Origin of the sequence: Erythrobacter neustonensis, from assembly GCF_001663175.1 — a bacterium.
In the GTDB taxonomy this organism is placed as follows: domain Bacteria; phylum Pseudomonadota; class Alphaproteobacteria; order Sphingomonadales; family Sphingomonadaceae; genus Erythrobacter; species Erythrobacter neustonensis.
Genome location: NZ_CP016033.1, coordinates 203,686 through 224,046, shown reverse-complemented (window position 1 = coordinate 224,046; position 20,361 = coordinate 203,686). Strand labels below are relative to the sequence as shown.

Here is a 20,361-nt window from a genome sequence, read left to right as displayed (position 1 = left end):
GGACATAATCGGGGAAGTAATATCATGAGCAAAATCGGGTCATACGCGCTTCTGGCCGCACTGCCGCTGATCGCGCTGGCAGCGCCTGCCAGTGCGCAGCGTGCGGGCGACAAGATCGCCGGCAGCTATATCTGCGTGTTCGATTCCAGCGTCACCGCGTCGCGTGTTCCGGCGGTTGCCAGCGCTGCGGCCAAGGCTGCGACCGGGCAGGTCGCACGGGTTTACACCAAGGCGCTGCGCGGCTTCAACGTGCGCGCTTCGGCGCAGGGGATCGCGGCGATGCGCGCCAAGAACCCCGCGATCCGCTATTGCGAACAGGATCAGGTCGTCACCATCATCCAATCGAAAAAACCCGGCGGCGGCACCGCGCAGCCTGCGCAGGAAACCCCCTGGGGCATCGCGCGTGTGCGCGGCGGCGCGGCGGGCACCTTTGCCACCGCATGGGTGATCGACAGCGGGATCCAGCTCAACCACCCCGACCTGCGGGTCGACACCGCACGCTCGCGCAGCTTCCTCACCGACACCTCGCCCGATGACGGCAACGGCCACGGCACCCATGTTGCCGGCACCATCGCCGCGATCAACAACACGATCGGCGTGATCGGCGTGGCACCGGGCGCCAGCGTGGTTGCGGTGCGCGTGCTCGACCGGCGTGGTTCGGGCAGCAATTCGGGCGTGATTGCCGGCGTCGACTATGTCGCAGCCAATGGCCGTCCGGGCGATGTCGCCAATATGAGCCTTGGCGGCGGGGTGAGCGCGGCGCTCGACACTGCGGTGCTGAATGCGGCGGCGACCGGGGTGCGCTTCACGCTCGCTGCGGGCAACAGCGCGACCAGTGCCACCACCTCCTCGCCCGCACGGGTCAATGGGCCGAACATCTATACCGTGTCCTCGTTCGCGCAGGGCGACACCTGGTCGAGCTTCTCGAACTTCGGCAACCCGCCGGTCGATTTCGGCGAGCCGGGTTCGTCGATCAAGTCGACCTGGATCGGCAGCACCTACAACACGATCTCGGGCACCTCGATGGCAGCGCCGCACCTTGCGGGCATCCTGCTGCAAGGCGCGGTTGCCAATGGTGGGATCGTCAACCGCGACCCCGATGGCAACCCGGACATCATCGGCGTGGTGAACTGACCGGCGCGGCGGGCGGGGGCTGCCGGATCGCAAGGTCCGGCGCAACCGCCCGCCCGCAACCTTGCCGCGCGGCGATTGCGCCGCAGGGCAGGGCGCTTTGCGCAAACGCAATTGCCGTTTCGCGCGCGAAGCCTATACGCATCCCGATGGCCATCCTTCGCGTAACCTTGTCCCGATGAGCGCGCCTGCTGCCCCCGCCTACACGCTGCCGCCGCGCCGCACGCAGCGCGCGATCGGGCTGGTGCTGGCCGCCGCGATCGCCGGAAGCTGGCTGGCGATCCATGCCTGGGGCATGTTCATTTTCGAACTGACATGGACCAACTGGCCGCTCGCACTGGCGGCGGCGCTGGTGCAGATGTGGCTTTCGGTGGGCGTGTTCATCGTCTGCCACGACGCGATGCACGGCACGCTGGTGCCGGGCCGCCCGCGGGTGAACGCCGGGATCGGCGCGGTGCTGCTGGCGCTTTATGCCGGGTTTGCGTGGAAACAGCTGCGCGATGCGCATTTCGATCACCACAAGCTGGCCGGCAAGCCGGGCGATCCCGATTTCGACGAGCACAATCCGGGCCATTTCTGGCGCTGGTACGGCACCTTCTTCCGGCGCTATTTCGGCTGGCGATCGCTGTTGTTCGTGCACACCGTCGTAGGCATTTACTGGCTCGTGCTCGATATTCCGATGGTGCAGATCGTGCTGCTCTACGGGCTGCCTGCGCTGGGATCGTCGCTCCAGCTGTTCTATTTCGGCACTTTCCGCCCGCACCGCCATGACGCGGGCGAGGGTGATGCGGCGGCCAGCTTTGCCGACCGGCACAACACGCGTTCGGAAGAATTCGGCACATGGGCGAGCCTCGCCTCGTGCTTCCATTTCGGCTACCATCTCGAACACCACCGGCGCCCCGATGTGCCGTGGTGGTCGCTCCCGGCGGCGCGCCGGGCCGGGGTGGGCCGCATCGAGACGAAGGATAAGGTGCCCGCATGAGCTGGCTCGAAATCGTGTTGACCGTGCTGTCCTCGCTGATCGGGATGGAGCTGTTCGCCTGGGTCGCGCACAAATACATCATGCACGGCTGGGGCTGGGGCTGGCACCGCGACCATCACGAACCGCACGACAATGTGCTTGAAAAGAACGACCTGTTCGCGGTCGTGTTCGGCACGATCAACGCCGCCATGTATATCTACGGCGCGCTCTACTGGGACTGGCTGTGGTGGTTTGCGGTGGGGATCACGCTGTACGGGGTGATCTACACGCTGGTCCACGACGGGCTGGTGCATCAGCGTTACTGGAAATGGGTGCCGCGCAAGGGCTATGCCAAGCGGCTGGTGCAGGCGCACAAGCTGCACCATGCGACGGTCGGCAAGGAAGGCGGGGTCAGCTTCGGCTTCGTCTTCGCGCGCGACCCGGCCAAGCTGAAGGCCGAGTTGAAGCGCCAGAAGGAGGCAGGCGTTGCCGTGGTGCGCGATGCCGCCGGCGCGGGCGGCGAGGATGCCTACGAGGTCGTCGGGCGCAATCTGTAACGAGCGCCAGACCCGTTTTGCGGGCGGTCAGATGCGGGTTTGACCCCCTCCAGACCCCTCTCAGCCCGTTTTAGACCCTTGCCTGCGGCGCTGTTTCACGTGAAACATCGCAGGCGCTGGGCACGGGTCAGGCGGCAAGTCTGGCGGCATGCTCCTTGACCAGCGCGATCATGTTCGGAACGCCTTGGGTGCGGTTGCTCGACAGCTGGTTTTTCAGCTGGAACGGTTCCAGCGCTGCCATCACGTCCATCTGCGCCACCTCGGCCGCGGGCTTGTCCTGCACCGCGGCGATCACCAGCGCGACGATCCCCTTGGTGATCGCGGCATTGCTGTCGGCGAGGAAATGGAGCTTGTCGCTATCCGCGCCCGCGGGATAGACCCACACCGCCGCCGAACACCCGCGCACCAGCGTCGCATCGGTCTTGAGCGCTTGCGGCATGGGTTCAAGTTCGCGGCCAAGCTCGATCAGCAGGCCGTAACGGTCGTCCCCGTCGAGGAACGCGTATTCTTCGAGAATGTCGGAAAGGCTGCGCATTGCCCGCCTTTAGCCAGCACCGCGCGCCAACGCAAAGGGGCTGTTCAGCCGCCGATCCCGCCGGGGCGGGTGAAGGCGTAATAGACCACGTAGATCCAGCCGAGAAACCCATGCACGATCGCCCAGACGATCGATGAGTGCAGGCTCCAGCTGATCGCCACCGCGATCGCGCTGCCAAGCCCGATCCCGGCCTGCGCGGCGGAATTGCGCGCGTTGCTCAAAGTTCGACCCCGCTGGCGATCGCTTCCAGTTTGCGGATCCGCTCCTTGAGATCGGCAAGCTCGATCCGCGCGGTGCCGATGCCCGAACCCTCGTCGACCGCGTGGCTCGCCGGCGCATGGCCCAGCTCGCTGCGCTTCAATTCAAGCCAGCCCTGCCAGGCGCGCAGCATCGCGCCGGTGACCACGATCACCGCGACGATGAAGCCTGCGGTGAGGACGATGGTGGGATCGAGAAAGGTCTGTGTCACTGGCCCGGTTCCTCCTTGCTGGCTGCGGGAATGCCGCGCAGCGCCTCGATTTCCGCGGTGATCCGCGCCTGTTCGCGCGCCTCGCCCGAATGGGCATCGGTGGCGATGCGTTCGAGCACTTTGACGCGGTCCTTCAGTTCGGCCAGCTCGCGCCGCGCCGCTTCGAGCTCGGCGGCGGAACGATCGTCCGTCCGCTCGCCAAGCTTCTGGTTCCCGTATTCATCGGTGATGATCCCGGCGCGCGCGCGGATCGATTCGACGATGCCCCAGATCACGATTCCGAGGACCGCGACGATGGCCCAACTGCTCATCACGCCTTGCCCCTGTCCTTGAGCCCTTCGAGCGCCCTATCCCGGGCCGAATCCCGCAGCGCGTCGATCTCGGCGCCGAGGTGATAGCCGCCGTCGGTGACGATCCGCTCGACATTGACCAGGCGGTCCTTGACCGCGCCGAGTTCGGCACGAAGCTCGGCGTTTTCCTGGGTGAGCAGGGTAACGCGGTGCGCGGTTTCCTTGTCCGAACCCGGCTTCAGCGACTGCCCCCACATCCCTTCGAGCGGGTAGCCGTTCTTGATCTTCATCCGGGTGGTCTGGAACGAGGCGGCAATACCCAGTGCGCCAAGCGCAAAGCCGCCGCCGATGATCCAGCCGAGATAAGGGAGAAAGACTTCCGGTGCCATCACACGCGCTCCTTGTTCGAAAGGCCCAGCGGCACGCCAGCCCCTTCATCGACCCGGCGCGTGTCGCGCAGCGCTTCGATCTGGGTGGCGATGTCGTAGCCGCGGTCGGTGACGATGCGTTCGAGCACCTGCACCCGGTCTTCGAGCCGCTGGATCTGGCCGACATATTGCGCGGCCTTTTCGGCGGTCTGCTCGGCGGTGGCACCGACCTGCATTTCGGCCATCTTCTGCTGGTGCTTGGTCCAGATGGCGACGATCGGGATCATCATTGCGACGATCGGGATCATCACGCCAAGGCTGCCTGCGTCCATGATACGTGTCCCCTGTTGCGTTGGTGCCTAGCGCAGCCGCTCGATTTCGGCGGTCAGGCGCGGATTGCTGCTGACGTAGTGGGCTTCCACTGCGGCCAGCCGGCGATCGACATCGCGGAAGCTGGCACGGATTTCGCGCGCGGTGCGCTTAGGGTTCTGGCGGATGCCCTGCCAGTATTTCTGCTCGCTCGCATCGCGGTAGAGATAGGGCGGCTTCTTGTTGAGCAGGAAGCCTGCCAGCAGGTAGGCGAGGATGGTCGCGCCGCCGGTGGGCCACATCGACAGGAAGACGACGAGGCGCACCCAGAAGACATTGACCCCGGTGTAATCGGCAATCCCGGCGCAAACGCCCATCAGCTTGCCGTTGTGCTTGTCGCGGTAAAGCGTGGTGCGGGGGCTGTTCATGAGCGGATTCCCTTCTTCTCGGCGATCAGCGCTTCCAGTTCGCGCAGTTGCTGGTTGTCCTTTTCCTGATCGGCGATCAGGCGGCGGGCGGGCGTGAAGGCCGGATCGTCGCTGGCTACCAGTCGCTCGACGGTATCCATGCGTTCATCGAGCCGGCGCGCGAGGTTGTAGAGTTCCTCGAGCAGCACTTCGTCATCGGCGGTGATCGTCGGCGCGGTCTTCCACTTGGTGACGTAGTGCAGGATGACCCACGGCAGACCGATGAAAATCATCGGCACCACGATGAGGGCGATAAAGACGTCTTCCATTGGTTATTCCCCCTTGTCGTCGGCTTTGCCGAGCGCCTTTTTCATGGCAGCCAATTCATCGTCGATCGCGTCCGAACCGGCGAGTGCGGCAATTTCATCGGCAAGCGACGGCGGGCCGTCTTCTGCAATCCGCAGCGCATCGGCGCGGCCTTCGGCATAGTCGACGCGGCGTTCGAGCTGGTCGAAGCGGGCGAGCGCCTCGTCGGTGCGCTCAGTGCTCATCAGCGTGCGCAGCTTGACGCGGTTTTCCGCGCTTTCGAGCCTTGCGGCGATCGCGCTCTGGCGGCTGCGGGCTTCGCGCAGGCGGTGCTGCAGCTTGGCGATGTCTTCCTCGTAAGCACGCAGCGCGTCGTCGAGCACCGCGATCTCGCTTTTCAGCTGATCGGCCATGTCGCTGGCTTTCTTCTTTTCAAGCAGCGCCGCACGGGCCAGATCCTCGCGGTCCTTCGACAATGCAAGCTGCGCCTTCTCGGCCCAGTCGGCCTGGAGCCGGTCAAGCTTGACGCAGTGGCGGTGCATTTCCTTCTGATCGGCGATCGTGCGCGCAGCCGAAGCGCGGACCTCGACCAGCGTTTCCTCCATTTCGAGGATGATCATCCGGATCATCTTCTGCGGATCATCCGCCTTGTCGAGCATGTCGTTGAAGTTCGACGCGAAGATGTCGAGGGTGCGGCTGAAAATGCCCATGAAGGCTACTCCATCGAGAAACGAATTGACCCGGTTCGCCGGTGCGACTCGGTCGCCCTGGCTGTCCTCGGGATTGTGCCGTGATCTTGGCGCGCCGGGGTTGCGGCGCAAGGCTTCGATTTCCTCGTCCAACCGCGACAGGCGGCCGGCGGAGAGGAGGCGGGACGGTTGGGCCGGAGCTTCGCTGCGTGACGCGCCGGGATAAGAGCGTGCGTCACGCTGAGCGTCGGCAGGGGGGACATCCTGAGAGGGGCGCTCCGGCCCGAGGGGGTCGAACGGATCGCCCATCTCAGGCGATCTCGATCATGGGATGCGTATCGAGCGCGGCGGCGTTGGCGAGCCCCGGTTGGAGCTGCGACGACAGCGCGATCATCATCACCATCGCGGCGATGCTCGCCATCGCGGCATGGCCGAGCTTGGAGCTCCAGAAGCCGGCGTTGCTGGCATTGCGATCGATCATTGTGGGCCTCCCGTAAGGTGTGCGTCTGCTTGCCCATGATATTGCACGCGGCGTGCCAACTCGCCGCAAACCGCAGATTTTCGCCATTCTTGCGAAATCCCCGGCGCAGCACGTTGGCCCCCATTGCCAAGCATTGGGGATTTTCACTATAGTTTGGATGTGAAGCACGAGAGCCATTTTATCGGCCAATCGGGGGCCTTTCTCGACGCGGTCGAGCGTGCCAGTCGCGCGGCGTCGATGAACCGTCCGGTGCTGGTGATCGGCGAGCGCGGGACAGGCAAGGAACTGATCGCCGAACGGCTTCATCGCCTGTCGAGCCGGTGGGGCGAACCGCTGGTGACGATGAACTGCGCCGCGCTTCCCGAAACGCTGATCGAGGCCGAACTGTTCGGGCACGAGGCGGGGGCCTTTACCGGCGCGACCAAATCGCGCGCCGGCCGGTTCGAGGAGGCCGATCACGGCACGCTGTTCCTCGACGAATTGGGGACGCTCTCCATGGGCGCGCAGGAGCGATTGCTGCGCGCGGTCGAATATGGCGAGGTCACCCGCATCGGTGCCTCGCGCCCGATCCGGGTCGATGTGCGGATCGTCGCTGCGACCAACGACGATCTGCCCGCGCTTGCAGCCAGCGGCGAATTCCGCGCCGACCTGCTCGACCGGCTGAGCTTCGAAGTCATCACCCTGCCGCCGCTGCGTGTGCGCGAAGGCGATATCGGCGTGCTGGCCGAACATTTCGGCCGCCGCATGGCCGCCGAGCTTGATTGGGACCGCTGGCCGGGCTTCGCGCCGCACGTGATGGATGCGCTCGAAGATCACCCATGGCCCGGCAATGTGCGCGAGCTGCGCAACGTGATCGAGCGCGCGGTCTATCGCTGGGCGGCGCCCGATATGCCGATCGCGCATGTCCAGTTCGATCCCTTCGACAGCCCGTGGCGTCCGCGCCCGCCCGAGCATCGCCGGAGCAGCGCTGCGGCCAGCGCGCCCGCGGCCCCCGCGGCGGGCCCCGCGCCAGCCCATGCCGGTTTCGATGGAATCGAGGACCTGCGCGGCGCGGTCGACGCGCATGAACGCGCGATCCTCGCCCATGCGCTGGGCAAGCACCGCTGGAACCAGCGCCAGACCGCGCGCGCGCTCGGCCTGACCTATGATCAGCTGCGCCACTGCATCCGCAAGCACGGCCTGATGGAAGGCGAGGAATAAGGCACCCTTCCGGGGCGGCGGCGCGTAATTGTCCCTATTGCCGGGATTGTGCGGTGTTCACGCAAGATCGCGGATGTTGGGCGCGTCATGGCCGCGCTGCCCGATCTTCCCCCGAGTGATGCTCAGCCCCCTGTCACCGGGCGGCGCGGTTCGGCGCGGCTGCGACTGGCGGTGCCCGCGCGATTCGTTTCGGTCTATTCGACACAGGATTGTCTGCTGCTCGATGTCTCGCGCACCGGGGCGCGGCTGGCGCTGGGTGTGCCGTTGGCGGTTGGCCAGTCGGGCTTTATCGCATTGGGCCGCTTCGAGGTGTTCGGCACGATCATCCGGCTGGAACGCGAGAGCGGGGGCGGGGTCAACGCGATGGTCTTCGATGATCCGCTGCCCAAGGCAGACGTGCTGGAGATCCGCCGTTTTGCCGAACAGTTCGAAACGCGCGAGCAGGCCAGCGTGATCGAGGCGGCGCGCCGCTGGGTGACGGGCCGCTTGTAACCGCTGCGGGCAAGGATCGTGCTTGCGTTTCGGGACAATTGCGACTAGGTGCAGCGGCAATCCCGGCATTGTCGTGACAAGGTTTGGATGCTGGCGCCTCCGGGGGCCGGCCCGACACCGCGTTTGCGCATTACCGATTCTGGCTTTGCCACCCTGACGAAAGACCCCTGTGACCGATATTGCCCGCCTGACCCAGCTGATCGAACCCGAAGCGACCGCGCTCGGATTTGAACTGGTGCGCGTGGCGATGCTGCCGTCCGAAGCGGGCGATGGCGGCATGGCCTTGCAGATCATGGCGGAAGACCCGGCGACCGGGCAGCTGGTGATCGACCAGTGCGCCGCGCTGTCGCGCCGCGTTTCCGATGTGATCGACGCCGCCGAAGAAGCCGGCGAGGAACTGATCGAAGGCGCCTATCACCTCGAAGTCAGCTCGCCCGGGATCGACCGGCCGCTGACGCGCGACAAGGACTTCGCCAACTGGGCGGGGCATGAAGTGCGGATCGTGATGGACAAGGCCTTTGCCGGTCAGCGCGTCAACAAGGGCGTGCTCGGCGGGATCGAGGATGGTATGGTCCTCGTCAAGGAAGTGAAGGCAGGCGATGTGCGCCTGCCCCGCAATGAAATTCACACGGCCAGGCTTGTCCTCACCGATGCGCTGATCGCCGCCACCCGCCCGCTGGATACCAGCGGTGCTGACGAACTCATCGAAGATACAGAGAAGGCAGACGACTGATGAGTGCCATTTCCGCCAACAAGGCCGAACTCCTCGCGATCGCCAACGCGGTCGCCTCGGAAAAGATGATCGACAAGTCGATCGTCATCGAGGCAATGGAAGAAGCGATCCAGAAATCCGCGCGCAACCGTTACGGCGCGGAAAACGACATCCGTGCCAAGCTCGATCCGCTGACCGGCGATCTGACGCTGTGGCGCGTGGTCGAGGTGGTCGAAGAGGTCGAGGACTACTTCAAGCAGGTCGACCTGAAGCAGGCCGAGAAGCTCCAGCCGGGTGCCAAGGTGGGTGACTTCATCGTCGATCCGCTTCCCCCCGTCGATCTCGGCCGTATCGACGCGCAGTCGGCCAAGCAGGTGATCTTCCAGAAGGTCCGCGATGCCGAGCGTGAGCGTCAGTATGAAGAATTCAAGGACCGCCAGGGCGAAGTCATTACCGGCGTGATCAAGTCGGTCGAATTCGGCCACGTGATCGTCAACCTCGGCCGCGCCGAAGGCGTGATCCGCCGCGACCAGCAAATCCCGCGCGAAGCTGCCCGCACCGGTGAGCGCGTCCGCGCGCTCATCACCAAGGTCGAGCGCAACAACCGCGGCCCGCAGATCTTCCTTTCCCGCGCGCACCCCGACTTCATGAAGAAGCTGTTCGCGCAGGAAGTGCCCGAAATCTACGACAACATCATCGAGATCAAGGCCGCCGCGCGCGATCCGGGCAGCCGCGCCAAGATCGGCGTGATCAGCCGCGATTCGAGCATCGATCCGGTCGGCGCCTGCGTCGGCATGAAGGGCAGCCGCGTGCAGGCCGTCGTGCAGGAGCTGCAAGGCGAAAAGATCGACATCATCCCCTGGTCGGAAGACACCGCGACCTTCGTGGTCAACGCTTTGCAGCCCGCCACGGTCAGCCGCGTCGTTCTCGACGAAGACGATGGCCGGATCGAAGTGGTGGTGCCCGACGATCAGCTGTCGCTGGCCATCGGCCGCCGCGGCCAGAACGTCCGGTTGGCAAGCCAGCTCACCGGTCACCAGATCGACATCATGACCGAGGAAGAGGCTTCCGAGAAGCGCTCCAAGGAATTTGCCGAGCGCTCCAAGATGTTCGAGGAAGAGCTCGACGTCGACGAAACCTTGTCGCAGCTGCTGGTTGCCGAAGGCTTCGCCGAGCTGGAAGAAGTCGCCTATGTCGACCTCGCCGAACTCGCGAGCATCGAAGGCTTCGACGAGGAACTCGCCGAAGAACTCCAGAGCCGTGCCCTCGAAGCGCTCGAACGCCAGGAAGCTGCGCATCGCGAGGTGCGCCGTGGTCTGGGCGTCGAGGATGCGCTGGCCGAAATCCCGCACCTCACCGAAGCGATGCTGGTCACGCTCGGCAAGGCCGGGATCAAGACGCTCGACGATCTGGCCGACCTTGCCACCGACGAACTGATCGCCAAGAAGCGCGAGGCGCCGCGCCGCCGGAACAACACCGACGGCCCGCCGCAGCGTCGTCCGCAGCGCGAAACCGACAAGGGCGGCGTGCTGGGCGAATATGGCCTGTCGGACGAGCAGGGCAACGAGATCATCATGGCCGCGCGTGCGCACTGGTTCGAAGACGAGGCCGTTGCCGAACCGACCGAGGAGGCCGCCCATGCGGACTCCACCCAATGAGCGCCTGACGTCCGACATCGTCGAGCCTTCGCTTTCCGCATCCGCGGGGAGCGAACGGCGCTGCATCCTCTCCGGGGACACCTCGGCGCGGGACGGGCTGGTGCGTCTGGCGATATCGCCCGATGGACTGGTGCTCCCCGATGCCGGCGCGAAGGCGCCGGGGCGCGGGGCTTGGATCGGTGTCAGCCGCGACGAGCTTGAAAAGGCGATCGCCGAGGGCCACTTGAAGCGGGCACTGATGCGGGCCTTCAAGGGCGCGCCGCTGACCATTCCCGATGATCTGCCCGAACGGATTTCGGCTGCGCTTGCGCGGCATCTGGGTGACCGGCTCGGGCTCGAACTGCGCAGCGGCAATATCGTGATGGGTTCCGCGCGGATCGAGGAACAGGCGCGCAGCGGCCGGATCGCGGTGCTGCTGCATGCCAGCGACTCGAGCACGGATGGCCGGCGCAAGCTCGATCAGGCGTGGCGCGTGGGCACCGATGCCGAAGGGACCGGGCAGCGCGGCATGGTCTTGCCCCTAGACCGGATGATGCTGTCTGTGGCATTGGGCCGCGACAATGTGGTGCACCTCGGGGTGGCCGGACATCCCGGCGATATGCGGGCGGCAAACCGTGTGCTGCAGGCGGTTTCCCGGGTGGTGCAATACGCCGGGCAAGACGCTGCCGATGCGACGAACGAGACAGGCCGGGACGCTTCCGGCAACGCTGATCCCCTTATGGGCGGAGCAGCGCATAGTGATGAATACGTGAAGGACTGACGAGCGATAATGAGCGACGACAACGACAACCAGCGCACTCGCAAACCCCTGGGCCTCAAGCGCTCGGTGGATGCGGGCGAGGTCAAGCAGACCTTCAGCCACGGCCGCACCAACAAGGTGGTGGTCGAGGTGAAGCGTCGCCGCGTGCTCGGCAAGCCGGGCGAAGCTGCGCCGGTGGCAGCGCCGCCTGCGCCCGAACCTGCGCCCGCGCCCGAACCGGTGGCAGCAGCGCCTGCACCCAAGCCCGCGCCCGCCCCGGCACCGCGCCCGGCGCGCCCGGCACCCGCTGGCGAAACACCGCAGGAACGCGTCAAGCGGCTCCAGCTCGAAGCCGAGGAAGAGCGGCTGCGGCTTGCGGAAGAGGCCCGCAAGCGCGAGGACGAAGAGCGTCAGCGCGCCGAGGAAGAAGAGCGTCGCCGGATCGAGGAAAACCGCCGCGCCGAAGAAGCAGCGCAGCAGCAGGCCGCCGAAGCCGTCGATGCGCCCGCGCCCGAAGCGCCTGTCGCCGACGCTCCGGCACCGGTGGAAGCCGTGGCCCCGGCCGCCAAGCCCGAAACCGCGGATGCCGAGCCCGCCGCCAAGCCCGAGGTCGTCGTTCCGGCTGCCCGCCGCTTCACGCCTGTCGCCCGCCCCGAGCCCAAGCGCCCGCCCGCGGTCGAAGCGGCCAAGCCCAAAAAGAAGGACGACAAGCGCGCCGCGCCTGCCGACGAGGGCAAGGATAACCGCCGTTCGGGCAAGCTGACCGTTACCCGCGCGCTGAACGAGGACGAAGGCCGCCGTGCGCGCAGCCTCGCCGCGCTGAAGCGCGCGCGCGAAAAGGAGCGCCGCGGTCAGGGCGGCCCCAGCAAGCCGCGTGAAAAGCAGGTGCGCGATGTGGTCGTGCCCGAGGCGATCACCGTCAGCGAGCTTGCCAACCGCATGGCCGAAAAGGGCGCGGACCTCGTGAAGGCGCTGTTCAACATGGGCATGATGGTCACGGTCAACCAGACCATCGATCAGGACACGGCGGAATTGCTGGTCGAAGAGTTCGGCCACAACATCACCCGCGTTTCCGCGAGCGATGTCGACATCGACACCTCCGAGGACACCGATCCCGAAGAAACGCTGGTCACGCGTCCGCCGGTGGTCACGATCATGGGCCACGTCGATCACGGCAAGACCAGCCTGCTCGACGCGCTGCGGGGCACTGATGTCGTCAAGGGCGAGGCCGGCGGCATCACCCAGCACATCGGCGCCTACCAGATCACCACCAAGGACAAGTCGAAGATCACCTTCCTCGACACGCCGGGCCACGCGGCCTTCACCGAAATGCGGATGCGCGGTGCCAATGTCACCGACATCGTCATTCTGGTGGTCGCGGGCGACGACGGGCTGATGCCGCAGACGATCGAGGCGATCAATCACACCAAGGCGGCGGGCGTCCCGATGATCGTGGCGATCACCAAGTCGGACAAGCCCGAGTTCAACCCGCAGAAGATCCGCGAACGTCTGCTCGAACACGAAATCGTGGTCGAGGCGATGAGCGGCGACGTGCAGGATGTCGAGGTTTCGGCCAAGTCGGGTGCGGGTCTGGACAAGCTGATCGAGGCGATCGGACTTCAGGCCGAACTGCTCGAACTCAAGGCCCGTCCCGACCGCGACGCCGAGGCAACTGTCATCGAAGCACAGCTCGACAAGGGCCGCGGCCCGGTTGCGACCGTGCTGGTGACCCGCGGCACGCTCAAGCGCGGCGACACCTTCGTGGTCGGCACGCAGAGCGGCAAGGTCCGTGCGATCGTCGACGACAAGGGGCAGCAGCTCAAGGAAGCCGGCCCCTCGATGCCGGTCGAAGTCCTCGGGCTGGGCGGCGTGCCGTCGGCGGGTGACAACCTGTCGGTGGTCGAAAACGAACAGCGCGCCCGCGAGGTCGCCAAGTATCGTCAGGAACGCGCCACCGAAAAGCGCACCGCGCTGGCACCGACCAACTTCGACACGATGTTCAACAATCTTGCCTCCAACGTCATCGAATTCCCGGTGGTGGTGAAGGCGGACGTGCAGGGCTCGGTCGAAGCGATCGTCAACGCGCTCCACAACCTGTCGACCGACGAGATCAAGGTGCGCGTGCTCAATGCAGGCGTGGGTGCAATCACCGAAAGCGACGTCATGCTGGCAGGCGGATCGAAGGCGCCGATCATCGGCTTCAACGTCCGCCCGAACGCCAAGGCGCGCGATCTGGTGAAGCGCGACGGGGTGCGGATGATGTATTACGATGTCATCTATCACCTCACCGATGCGATCGCCAAAGAGATGGCGGGCGAGCTTGGCCCCGAACGGATCGAAACCGTCGTTGGCCGTGCCGAAGTCAAGCAGGTCTTCCCGGCGGGCAAGCGCGACAAGGCGGCCGGTTTGCTGGTGCTCGAAGGCGCGATCCGCAAGGGCCTGTTTGCGCGTCTCACGCGTCAGGACGTCATCGTCTCGGCGACCAAGATCCAGTCGCTGCGCCGTTTCAAGGACGATGTCGACGAGGTCCGCACGGGTCTCGAATGCGGTGTGGTTCTCGAAGACACCAACGACATCAAGGCCGGCGACATGCTCGAAGTCTTCTCGGTCGAGGAGCGTGAGCGGACTCTGTGAGCCTGATCGACCTGAACAGCCAGGATCCTGCCGGGCAGTCGCCGCACACGGCGCTGCTCGGCAGCGAGTTCGTCGGGTTCGACGAAGCCACGCAGACCGCGACGATGCGTTTCACCGTGAAGCGCGAAATGACCACTTGGCGCGGCGGCGTGCAGGGTGGCCTCGTTGCGGGTTATCTCGATGATGTGATGGGCTATGCCTATGTCGCGGCCACCGGCGGCGTCATGGCACCGCTCAATCTCGACATATCGATGAGCCTGATCCGCCTGATCCCCGAAGGCGCGAGCATCATCGCCAAGGGCAGGGTGGTGAAAGCCGGGCAGCGCGTGGTGTTCCTCGAAGGCGAATTGCTCGCCGAGGATGGCACGATCTATGCCCGTTCCACCTCCACCGCGATCCCCACGCCGCACCCGACGCCGGAAGTGACGGGGCTGGAGCGCTGATGCCCGAGGGCGACCGGCGCTATCTAGCGCTGCTGGGCAGCATCAATGTGGGCGGCAACCGGATCGCCATGGCCGACCTGAGGCTTGCGCTGGTGGAGGCGCGGTTTCGCGACGTTGTGACGGTAGCGGCCAGCGGCAATGTCATCCTGAGCGACGAGCGTGATCCGGCCAGCATCGAAGCCGCGCTCGAAAGCGTGATTGCCGCGCGCTACGGTTTTGCGTCCTGCGCCATGGTCCGCACCCGCGAAGAAGTGCGCGCCGCGATTGACGAAAATCCGTTCCACGGCACCGGGCCGCAGCATGGGTCGGACAAGATGGTCCATTCGATCTTTCTCAATCGGCAACCAGACCCCGCAGATTTCGACCAGCTTGTGGCCGATCACCGCGCCAGAGGAGGCGAGCGGTTGGCGATGGGTGACCGCGTGCTGTTTCTCGATTATGTCCACGGGGTTGGCGTGTCGGACCTGTCGAACAAGACGCTGGAGCGCAGGCTCGGCTGCAAGGGAACGGCGCGCAATATGAACTCGCTCAAGAACCTCCTCTCGAAGATGAACTGACGCCATGGCTGCCAAACAAACCTTCACCACCGAACAGCAATCGGTCCGCGTCCTCAAGGTGGGCGAGCGGGTCCGGCATATCCTTTCGGAACTGCTCGCGCGCGGCGAAGTGCATGACGATGTGGTGACAGCCGCCCACATCTCGGTCACCGAAGTGCGGATGACCCCCGATTTGCGCCATGCGACGGCGTACGTGAAACCGCTGCTCGGCGCGAGCGACGAGGAGGTGGTCAAGGCGCTGCGTCAGAACACCGCCTTCCTGCAACGCGAAGTCGCGCAGCGTCTCGGCCTCAAATTCGCGCCCAAGCTGAAATTCCGCAAGGACGAGAGTTTTGCCGAAGCCGACCGGATCGAGGCCCTGCTGCGCGATCCCAAGGTGCTGCGCGATCTCGACGACGAGGACGAGGCGGGCGAAGGCGCAGATTAACGCGGCACCATCCGCGCTTTCAGCGTGATCGTGACCTTGTTGCCGACCACCAGTTGATAGGCTTTCATCCCGAACTGCCGGCGGTCGATCGTGGTGGTTCCGATGAAGCTGACGGGCCTGTCAGGCTGCGCCGCAGGATCCGCGGCAAATGTGACATCGAGCGTCGCCGGACGGGTGACGCCGCGCGCGGTCAACGCTCCCGACACGGTGCCGCGGGTGGGGCTTGCCAGTTTGAGCGAGCGACCGGAAAACCGGATCGTCGGATATTTCTCGACCCAGAAGAACTTCTCCCCGCGCAGCCGCGCCAGCGTGATGCTGTCGGGCGCCTCGATCGCGGCGGCATCGAAGGTGACATCGATCACTGCCTGATCGGGCGCGCCGGGCACGATCGTCACTGCGCCCTGCATCCTGGGAAAGCGCGCGGTCTTGCTGCCCAGTCCGAGGAACGGCACCCGCGCCGCAACATGGCTGGCACCGCTGTCGAGCGTGAAGCGCAGCGGCGCCGCCGCGCCGTTGGCGAGCGTCAGCGCGGCGAGCAGCGGCAGCGCGAACAGGCGCAGGCGGGCGGGATGCGGCACGGTCATCGCAAGACAAAATGCCCGACCCGGGCAAAAGGTTCAAATCCCCGCTCGCCCGCAGCCCTGCCAGCGGTTAGGCAGCGCGCATGGCCAAGCTCTATTTCTACTATGCCAGCATGAATGCGGGCAAATCGTCGCACCTGTTGCAGGCGGATTTCAATTACCGCGAGCGCGGCATGGCAACGATGCTGTGGACCGCCGCGCTCGACAGCCGTTCGGCCGGGATGGTGCGCAGCCGCATCGGGCTGGAAAGCGAGGCGCACAGGTTCACCCCCGAAACCGACCTGTGGCAGACGATCGGCGCGAAACATGCCGAGGCAAAGCTCGATTGCGTGCTGGTCGACGAAGCGCAATTCCTCACCCCCGATCAGGTGTGGCAGCTCGCGCGGCTCGCCGACGAGGGGGGCATTCCGGTGCTGTGCTATGGCCTGCGCACCGATTTCCAGGGCGCGCTCTTTCCCGGATCGGCGGTCTTGCTGGGCATCGCCGACGCGCTCGTCGAACTGAAGGCGGTGTGTCACTGCGGGCGCAAGGCGACGATGAACCTGCGCGTCGACGACAGCGGGGCAGCGGTGCGGCAGGGCCAGCAGACCGAGATCGGCGGGAACGACCGCTATGTCGCGCTGTGCCGCAAGCATTTCGCGCGGGCGATGGCCGCATGAGCGCGGCAGCGACGCATCCCCTCTCAGGCTGGCTGATCCTCGACAAGCCGAAGGGCATGGGGAGCACCCAGGGCGTGAGCGCGGTCAAGCGCGTGCTGCGCCAGAACGGCTATGCGAAAACCAAGGTCGGCCACGGCGGAACGCTCGATCCATTGGCCGAAGGCGTCCTGCCGATTGCGCTGGGCGAAGCGACCAAGCTTGCCGGGCGGATGCTCGATGCGAGCAAGATCTATGCTTTCACGATCGCTTTCGGGGAAGAAACCGACACACTCGATACCGAAGGGCCGGTGATTGCCACCAGTGATATGCGGCCGGCCCTGACCGAGATTAAAGCTGTGCTGCCGCGCTTCACCGGGCCGATCGAGCAGGTGCCACCCGCCTATTCCGCGCTGAAAGTGGATGGCAAGCGCGCCTATGATCTGGCGCGTGCGGGCGAGGCGGTCGAACTGAAGTCGCGCAATGTCACGATCCATGCCCTCGATCTTGCGCAAGGGACAGGCGAAGGCCGCCTCGATGCAGTCACGCTTGTCGCCCACGTGTCGAAGGGAACTTATATCCGCTCCCTTGCACGGGACATCGCTCACGCGCTTGGCACCTGCGGCCATGTCACCTATCTCAGGCGGGTCAGGGCCGGGCCGTTCCGCGAGGAACAGGCGATTTCGCTGGACAAACTCGACGAAGCGGGTAAGGGCGCGAGCCTTGAATACCTGATCCTGCCGCTGGAGGCAGGGCTGGACGACATCCCGGCCCTCAACCTCGATCAGACAAGCGCGCAGGCGGTCCGACAGGGCCGGGTGTTGTCTGACATGCCCCAATCATCCGGGCTGTACCTTGCCAAACTGGGCGCTGTCCCGGTTGCGCTGATGGAAATTTCGGATGGGACGGCCACGGTCGTCAGGGGTTTCAACCTTCCCGATGTCGCTGAGTAAGAAAGAGACATACTATGTCGGTGACCGCCGAAAAGAAGCAGGAAATCATTTCCGACAACGCCCGTGATCCCAAGGACACCGGCAGCCCCGAAGTGCAGGTTGCGATCCTCACGCAGCGCATCCGCAACCTGACCGAGCACTTCAAGGATCACCACAAGGACAACCACTCGCGTCGTGGCCTTCTGATGATGGTGAACAAGCGTCGCACGCTGCTCGCCTATCTCAAGAAGAAGGACGTCGAGCGTTACAACGCCCTGATCCAGAAGCTGGGTCTGCGTAAGTAAGAGTTTAGCACAGCAAGGGCGGCTCGAAAGGCCGCCCTTCTTGCATATGGGCCTGGCAGACATCCGGTCTGCACTGGCTTTGGGGCCGAAGCGCTCCGCACCGGACCGGGACGGTTGTATCCCCGGCACAAGAGGCCCCGCGTGGCAATATGGCTGTGCGGGTTCATAAGGAAAATCAATGTTCGACACGAAAACCGTATCGCTGGAATGGGGCGGCAAGACCCTCACTCTGGAAACCGGGCGCATTGCCCGTCAGGCCGATGGTGCCGTCCTCGCGACCTATGGCGAAACCGTGGTGCTGTGCGCCGTGACCGCTGCCAAGTCGGTCAAGGAAGGGCAGGATTTCTTCCCGCTCACCGTCCACTATCAGGAAAAGTTCTCGGCCGCCGGGCGCATCCCGGGCGGCTTCTTCAAGCGTGAACGCGGCGCGACCGAAAAGGAAACGCTCACCAGCCGTCTGATCGACCGTCCGATCCGCCCGCTGTTCCCCGAAGGCTTCTACAACGAAATCAACGTTATCTGCCAGGTTCTGTCGTTCGACGGCGAAACCGAAGCCGATATCGTGGCGATGATCGCCGCTTCGGCTGCGCTGACGATTTCGGGCGTGCCCTTCATGGGCCCGATCGGCGCCGCGCGCGTCGGCTTCGTTGACGGCGAATACACGCTGAACCCGAAGCAGGACAAGGCGCTCATCGACGGCCGCCTCGACCTCGTCGTCGCCGCCACGCAGGATGCGGTGATGATGGTCGAATCCGAGGCCAAGGAACTCACCGAGGAAGAAATGCTCGGTGCGGTGATGTTCGCCCACAACGAGATCCGCAATGTCATCGGCGCGATCATCGATCTGGCCGAGAAGGCCGCCAAGGACCCGTGGGATGTCGACACCAGCGACAACACCGCGGACATGAAGGCCAAGCTCAAGGACCTGATCGGCGGCGATATTGCCGCTGCCTACAAGCTCACTGACAAGTCGGCCCGCTCGAACGCGCTCAACGAAGCGCGCGCCAAGGCCAAGGCAGCCTTCGCTGAAGAAGGCGGTCAGACCCAGATGGTCGCTGGCAAGCTGATGAAGAAGCTCGAAGCCGAAATCGTGCGCACCGCGATCCTCAAGGATGGCCAGCGCATCGACGGCCGCAAGCTCGATCAGGTTCGCCCGATCGAAGCGATCGTCGGCTTCCTGCCGCGCACGCATGGCTCGTCACTGTTCACCCGCGGCGAAACCCAGGCGATCTGCACCACCACCTTGGGCACCAAGGACAGCGAGCAGATGATCGACGGTCTGGAAGGCCTGAGCTATTCGAGCTTCATGCTGCACTACAACTTCCCGCCCTATTCGGTCGGTGAAGTGGGCCGCTTCGGCGCGCCGGGTCGCCGCGAAGTGGGTCACGGCAAGCTCGCCTGGCGCGCGCTGAACCCCGTGCTGCCGAGCAAGGAAGACTTCCCCTACACGATCCGCGTCTTGTCGGACATCACCGAATCGAACGGCTCGTCCTCGATGGCGACCGTTTGCGGCGGCTGCTTGTCGATGATGGATGCAGGCGTTCCGGTGAAGGCGCCGGTGTCGGGCATCGCGATGGGCCTGATCCTCGAAGGTGACGAATTCGCCGTCCTTTCGGACATTCTGGGCGATGAAGACCACCTCGGCGACATGGACTTCAAGGTCGCCGGGACCGAGGCTGGCATCACCACGATGCAGATGGACATCAAGGTTGCCGGCATCACGCAGGAAATCATGGCCAAGGCGCTCGAGCAGGCGAAGGCCGGCCGTCAGCACATCCTTGGCGAGATGGCCAAGGCGCTGACCGGTGCGCGCACCGAAGTGTCGAAGCACGCCCCGCGCATCGAGACGATCCAGATCGACAAGTCGAAGATCCGCGATGTCATCGGCACCGGTGGCAAGGTGATCCGCGAGATCGTCGCCGAAACCGGCGCCAAGGTCGACATCGACGATGAAGGCGTGATCAAGATCTCGTCCTCGAATCTTGACGAGATCGAAGCGGCGAAGAAGTGGATCCTCGGCATCGTCGAGGAAGCCGAAGTCGGCAAAATCTATAACGGCAAGGTCGTCAACATCGTCGACTTCGGCGCTTTCGTGAACTTCATGGGTGGCAAGGACGGTCTCGTCCACGTCAGCGAAATGAAGAACGAGCGCGTCGAGAAGCCCACCGATGTCGTGTCGGAAGGCATGGAAGTGAAGGTCAAGGTGCTCGAGATCGACCAGCGCGGCAAGGTCCGTCTGTCGATGCGCGTCGTCGATCAGGAAACCGGCGAAGAACTGGAAGACACCCGCCCGGCACGTGAACCGCGTGAACCGCGCGGCGACCGTGGTGATCGCGGTGATCGTCGCGGCCCCCGCGGCGGCGGCGACCGTGGTCGCGGCGGTGACCGCGGCGGACGCGGCGGTGATCGGGGCGGCGACCGTGGCCCGCGCGAAAGCGGCGGTCCGGCCGGTCTTCCCGACTTCCTGAAGGACTGATAGCCTCAACCGAGGTATGAACATCGGCCGCCCGGAGCGATCCGGGCGGCCTTGTTTTTGGAAATTT

At 65.1% G+C, this 20,361-nt stretch carries 27 protein-coding genes; 16 read left to right on the top strand and 11 right to left on the bottom strand.

Translation table 11 applies throughout. The features are described from left to right. Positions 1-24 precede the first annotated feature (24 nt). The 3 genes from A9D12_RS01080 (at position 25) to A9D12_RS01070 (ending at position 2,649) form a co-directional block, all read left to right on the top strand. Entirely contained in the window at positions 25-1,134 is a 1,110-nt protein-coding gene (locus A9D12_RS01080; protein ID WP_082925315.1) for a S8 family serine peptidase, read from the top strand. Between the two features lie 97 nt (positions 1,135-1,231). Continuing rightward, positions 1,232-2,113, top strand: coding sequence for a fatty acid desaturase (locus tag A9D12_RS01075; protein WP_231889661.1), 882 nt, complete (start codon positions 1,232-1,234; stop codon positions 2,111-2,113). Further along, a complete protein-coding gene (locus A9D12_RS01070; protein ID WP_068348878.1) occupies positions 2,110-2,649 on the top strand; it encodes a sterol desaturase family protein in 540 nt (179 codons plus the stop codon). The genes A9D12_RS01075 and A9D12_RS01070 overlap by 4 nt, the downstream gene beginning before the upstream one ends. A 127-nt stretch (positions 2,650-2,776) precedes the next feature. Here A9D12_RS01070 and A9D12_RS01065 read toward each other — a convergent pair whose 3' ends face one another. The 10 genes from A9D12_RS01065 to A9D12_RS14805 all read right to left on the bottom strand — a co-directional run bounded on the left by A9D12_RS01065 (position 2,777) and on the right by A9D12_RS14805 (position 6,503). Beyond that, the gene (locus A9D12_RS01065; RefSeq protein ID WP_068348874.1) at positions 2,777-3,184 is read right to left on the bottom strand and encodes a SufE family protein; all 408 of its coding nucleotides are present in this window, start codon (positions 3,182-3,184) and stop codon (positions 2,777-2,779) included. 44 nt (positions 3,185-3,228) lie between these two features. Continuing rightward, entirely contained in the window at positions 3,229-3,405 is a 177-nt protein-coding gene (locus tag A9D12_RS14810; protein ID WP_197489846.1) for a hypothetical protein, read from the bottom strand. Continuing rightward, positions 3,402-3,653 carry a hypothetical protein gene (locus A9D12_RS01060; RefSeq protein ID WP_068348871.1) on the bottom strand — a complete coding sequence of 84 codons (252 nt, stop codon included), beginning with the start codon at positions 3,651-3,653 and terminating at the stop codon, positions 3,402-3,404. Before A9D12_RS01060 ends, A9D12_RS14810 begins: the two co-directional genes overlap by 4 nt. After that, positions 3,650-3,964, bottom strand: coding sequence for a hypothetical protein (locus tag A9D12_RS01055; protein ID WP_068348868.1), 315 nt, complete (start codon positions 3,962-3,964; stop codon positions 3,650-3,652). The genes A9D12_RS01060 and A9D12_RS01055 overlap by 4 nt, the downstream gene beginning before the upstream one ends. Beyond that, positions 3,964-4,332 carry a hypothetical protein gene (locus A9D12_RS01050; RefSeq protein ID WP_068348866.1) on the bottom strand — a complete coding sequence of 123 codons (369 nt, stop codon included), beginning with the start codon at positions 4,330-4,332 and terminating at the stop codon, positions 3,964-3,966. Before A9D12_RS01050 ends, A9D12_RS01055 begins: the two co-directional genes overlap by 1 nt. Then, complete coding sequence (locus A9D12_RS01045; RefSeq protein ID WP_082925314.1) at positions 4,332-4,643, bottom strand: hypothetical protein; 312 nt, start codon at positions 4,641-4,643, stop codon at positions 4,332-4,334. Before A9D12_RS01045 ends, A9D12_RS01050 begins: the two co-directional genes overlap by 1 nt. Positions 4,644-4,670: 27 nt before the next feature. Continuing rightward, positions 4,671-5,048, bottom strand: a complete 378-nt coding sequence (gene pspC, locus A9D12_RS01040; RefSeq protein WP_068348863.1) for an envelope stress response membrane protein PspC — start codon at positions 5,046-5,048, stop codon at positions 4,671-4,673. Continuing rightward, positions 5,045-5,356 carry an envelope stress response membrane protein PspB gene (gene pspB / locus A9D12_RS01035; protein WP_068348860.1) on the bottom strand — a complete coding sequence of 104 codons (312 nt, stop codon included), beginning with the start codon at positions 5,354-5,356 and terminating at the stop codon, positions 5,045-5,047. The genes pspC and pspB overlap by 4 nt, the downstream gene beginning before the upstream one ends. Before the next feature lie 3 nt (positions 5,357-5,359). Beyond that, the gene (pspA, locus tag A9D12_RS01030) at positions 5,360-6,175 is read right to left on the bottom strand and encodes a phage shock protein PspA (protein ID WP_418251568.1); all 816 of its coding nucleotides are present in this window, start codon (positions 6,173-6,175) and stop codon (positions 5,360-5,362) included. 157 nt (positions 6,176-6,332) lie between these two features. Next, a complete protein-coding gene (locus A9D12_RS14805) occupies positions 6,333-6,503 on the bottom strand; it encodes a hypothetical protein (RefSeq protein WP_197489845.1) in 171 nt (56 codons plus the stop codon). A 159-nt stretch (positions 6,504-6,662) separates the two neighbouring features. Between A9D12_RS14805 and pspF the strand changes: the two genes are divergently transcribed. From pspF to rbfA, 9 genes are all read left to right on the top strand, one after another. Next, a complete protein-coding gene (gene pspF, locus A9D12_RS01025; RefSeq protein ID WP_068353311.1) occupies positions 6,663-7,703 on the top strand; it encodes a phage shock protein operon transcriptional activator in 1,041 nt (346 codons plus the stop codon). Between the two features lie 87 nt (positions 7,704-7,790). After that, positions 7,791-8,195, top strand: a complete 405-nt coding sequence (locus A9D12_RS01020; protein WP_156522754.1) for a PilZ domain-containing protein — start codon at positions 7,791-7,793, stop codon at positions 8,193-8,195. A gap of 169 nt (positions 8,196-8,364) precedes the next feature. After that, positions 8,365-8,928: a ribosome maturation protein RimP gene (gene rimP, locus A9D12_RS01015; protein ID WP_068348854.1), complete on the top strand. Its 564-nt coding sequence runs from the start codon at positions 8,365-8,367 to the stop codon at positions 8,926-8,928. After that, positions 8,925-10,565 carry a transcription termination factor NusA gene (gene nusA, locus A9D12_RS01010; protein ID WP_068348851.1) on the top strand — a complete coding sequence of 547 codons (1,641 nt, stop codon included), beginning with the start codon at positions 8,925-8,927 and terminating at the stop codon, positions 10,563-10,565. The genes rimP and nusA overlap by 4 nt, the downstream gene beginning before the upstream one ends. Next, a complete protein-coding gene (locus tag A9D12_RS01005) occupies positions 10,546-11,325 on the top strand; it encodes a DUF448 domain-containing protein (protein ID WP_082925313.1) in 780 nt (259 codons plus the stop codon). Before nusA ends, A9D12_RS01005 begins: the two co-directional genes overlap by 20 nt. A gap of 9 nt (positions 11,326-11,334) precedes the next feature. Continuing rightward, positions 11,335-13,938: a translation initiation factor IF-2 gene (gene infB / locus A9D12_RS01000; RefSeq protein ID WP_068348849.1), complete on the top strand. Its 2,604-nt coding sequence runs from the start codon at positions 11,335-11,337 to the stop codon at positions 13,936-13,938. After that, complete coding sequence (locus A9D12_RS00995) at positions 13,935-14,381, top strand: PaaI family thioesterase (RefSeq protein WP_068348846.1); 447 nt, start codon at positions 13,935-13,937, stop codon at positions 14,379-14,381. Before infB ends, A9D12_RS00995 begins: the two co-directional genes overlap by 4 nt. Beyond that, positions 14,381-14,938, top strand: a complete 558-nt coding sequence (locus tag A9D12_RS00990) for a DUF1697 domain-containing protein (RefSeq protein ID WP_068348843.1) — start codon at positions 14,381-14,383, stop codon at positions 14,936-14,938. Before A9D12_RS00995 ends, A9D12_RS00990 begins: the two co-directional genes overlap by 1 nt. Before the next feature lie 4 nt (positions 14,939-14,942). Continuing rightward, a complete protein-coding gene (gene rbfA, locus A9D12_RS00985; RefSeq protein WP_068348840.1) occupies positions 14,943-15,365 on the top strand; it encodes a 30S ribosome-binding factor RbfA in 423 nt (140 codons plus the stop codon). Here rbfA and A9D12_RS00980 read toward each other — a convergent pair. Further along, a complete protein-coding gene (locus A9D12_RS00980) occupies positions 15,362-15,949 on the bottom strand; it encodes a YceI family protein (RefSeq protein WP_068348837.1) in 588 nt (195 codons plus the stop codon). The two genes, rbfA and A9D12_RS00980, sit on opposite strands and share 4 nt — an antisense overlap. 80 nt (positions 15,950-16,029) lie before the next feature. Between A9D12_RS00980 and A9D12_RS00975 the strand changes: the two genes are divergently transcribed. The 4 genes from A9D12_RS00975 to pnp all read left to right on the top strand — a co-directional run bounded on the left by A9D12_RS00975 (position 16,030) and on the right by pnp (position 20,294). Continuing rightward, positions 16,030-16,605: a thymidine kinase gene (locus A9D12_RS00975; RefSeq protein ID WP_068348834.1), complete on the top strand. Its 576-nt coding sequence runs from the start codon at positions 16,030-16,032 to the stop codon at positions 16,603-16,605. Beyond that, entirely contained in the window at positions 16,602-17,534 is a 933-nt protein-coding gene (gene truB, locus A9D12_RS00970) for a tRNA pseudouridine(55) synthase TruB (protein WP_068348831.1), read from the top strand. The genes A9D12_RS00975 and truB overlap by 4 nt, the downstream gene beginning before the upstream one ends. A 14-nt stretch (positions 17,535-17,548) precedes the next feature. After that, positions 17,549-17,818 carry a 30S ribosomal protein S15 gene (rpsO, locus tag A9D12_RS00965; protein ID WP_068348827.1) on the top strand — a complete coding sequence of 90 codons (270 nt, stop codon included), beginning with the start codon at positions 17,549-17,551 and terminating at the stop codon, positions 17,816-17,818. 178 nt (positions 17,819-17,996) lie between these two features. Then, positions 17,997-20,294 (top strand): polyribonucleotide nucleotidyltransferase, encoded by a 2,298-nt coding sequence (pnp, locus tag A9D12_RS00960; protein WP_068348824.1) that lies wholly within the window; start codon positions 17,997-17,999, stop codon positions 20,292-20,294. The last annotated feature ends 67 nt before the right edge of the window (positions 20,295-20,361 follow it).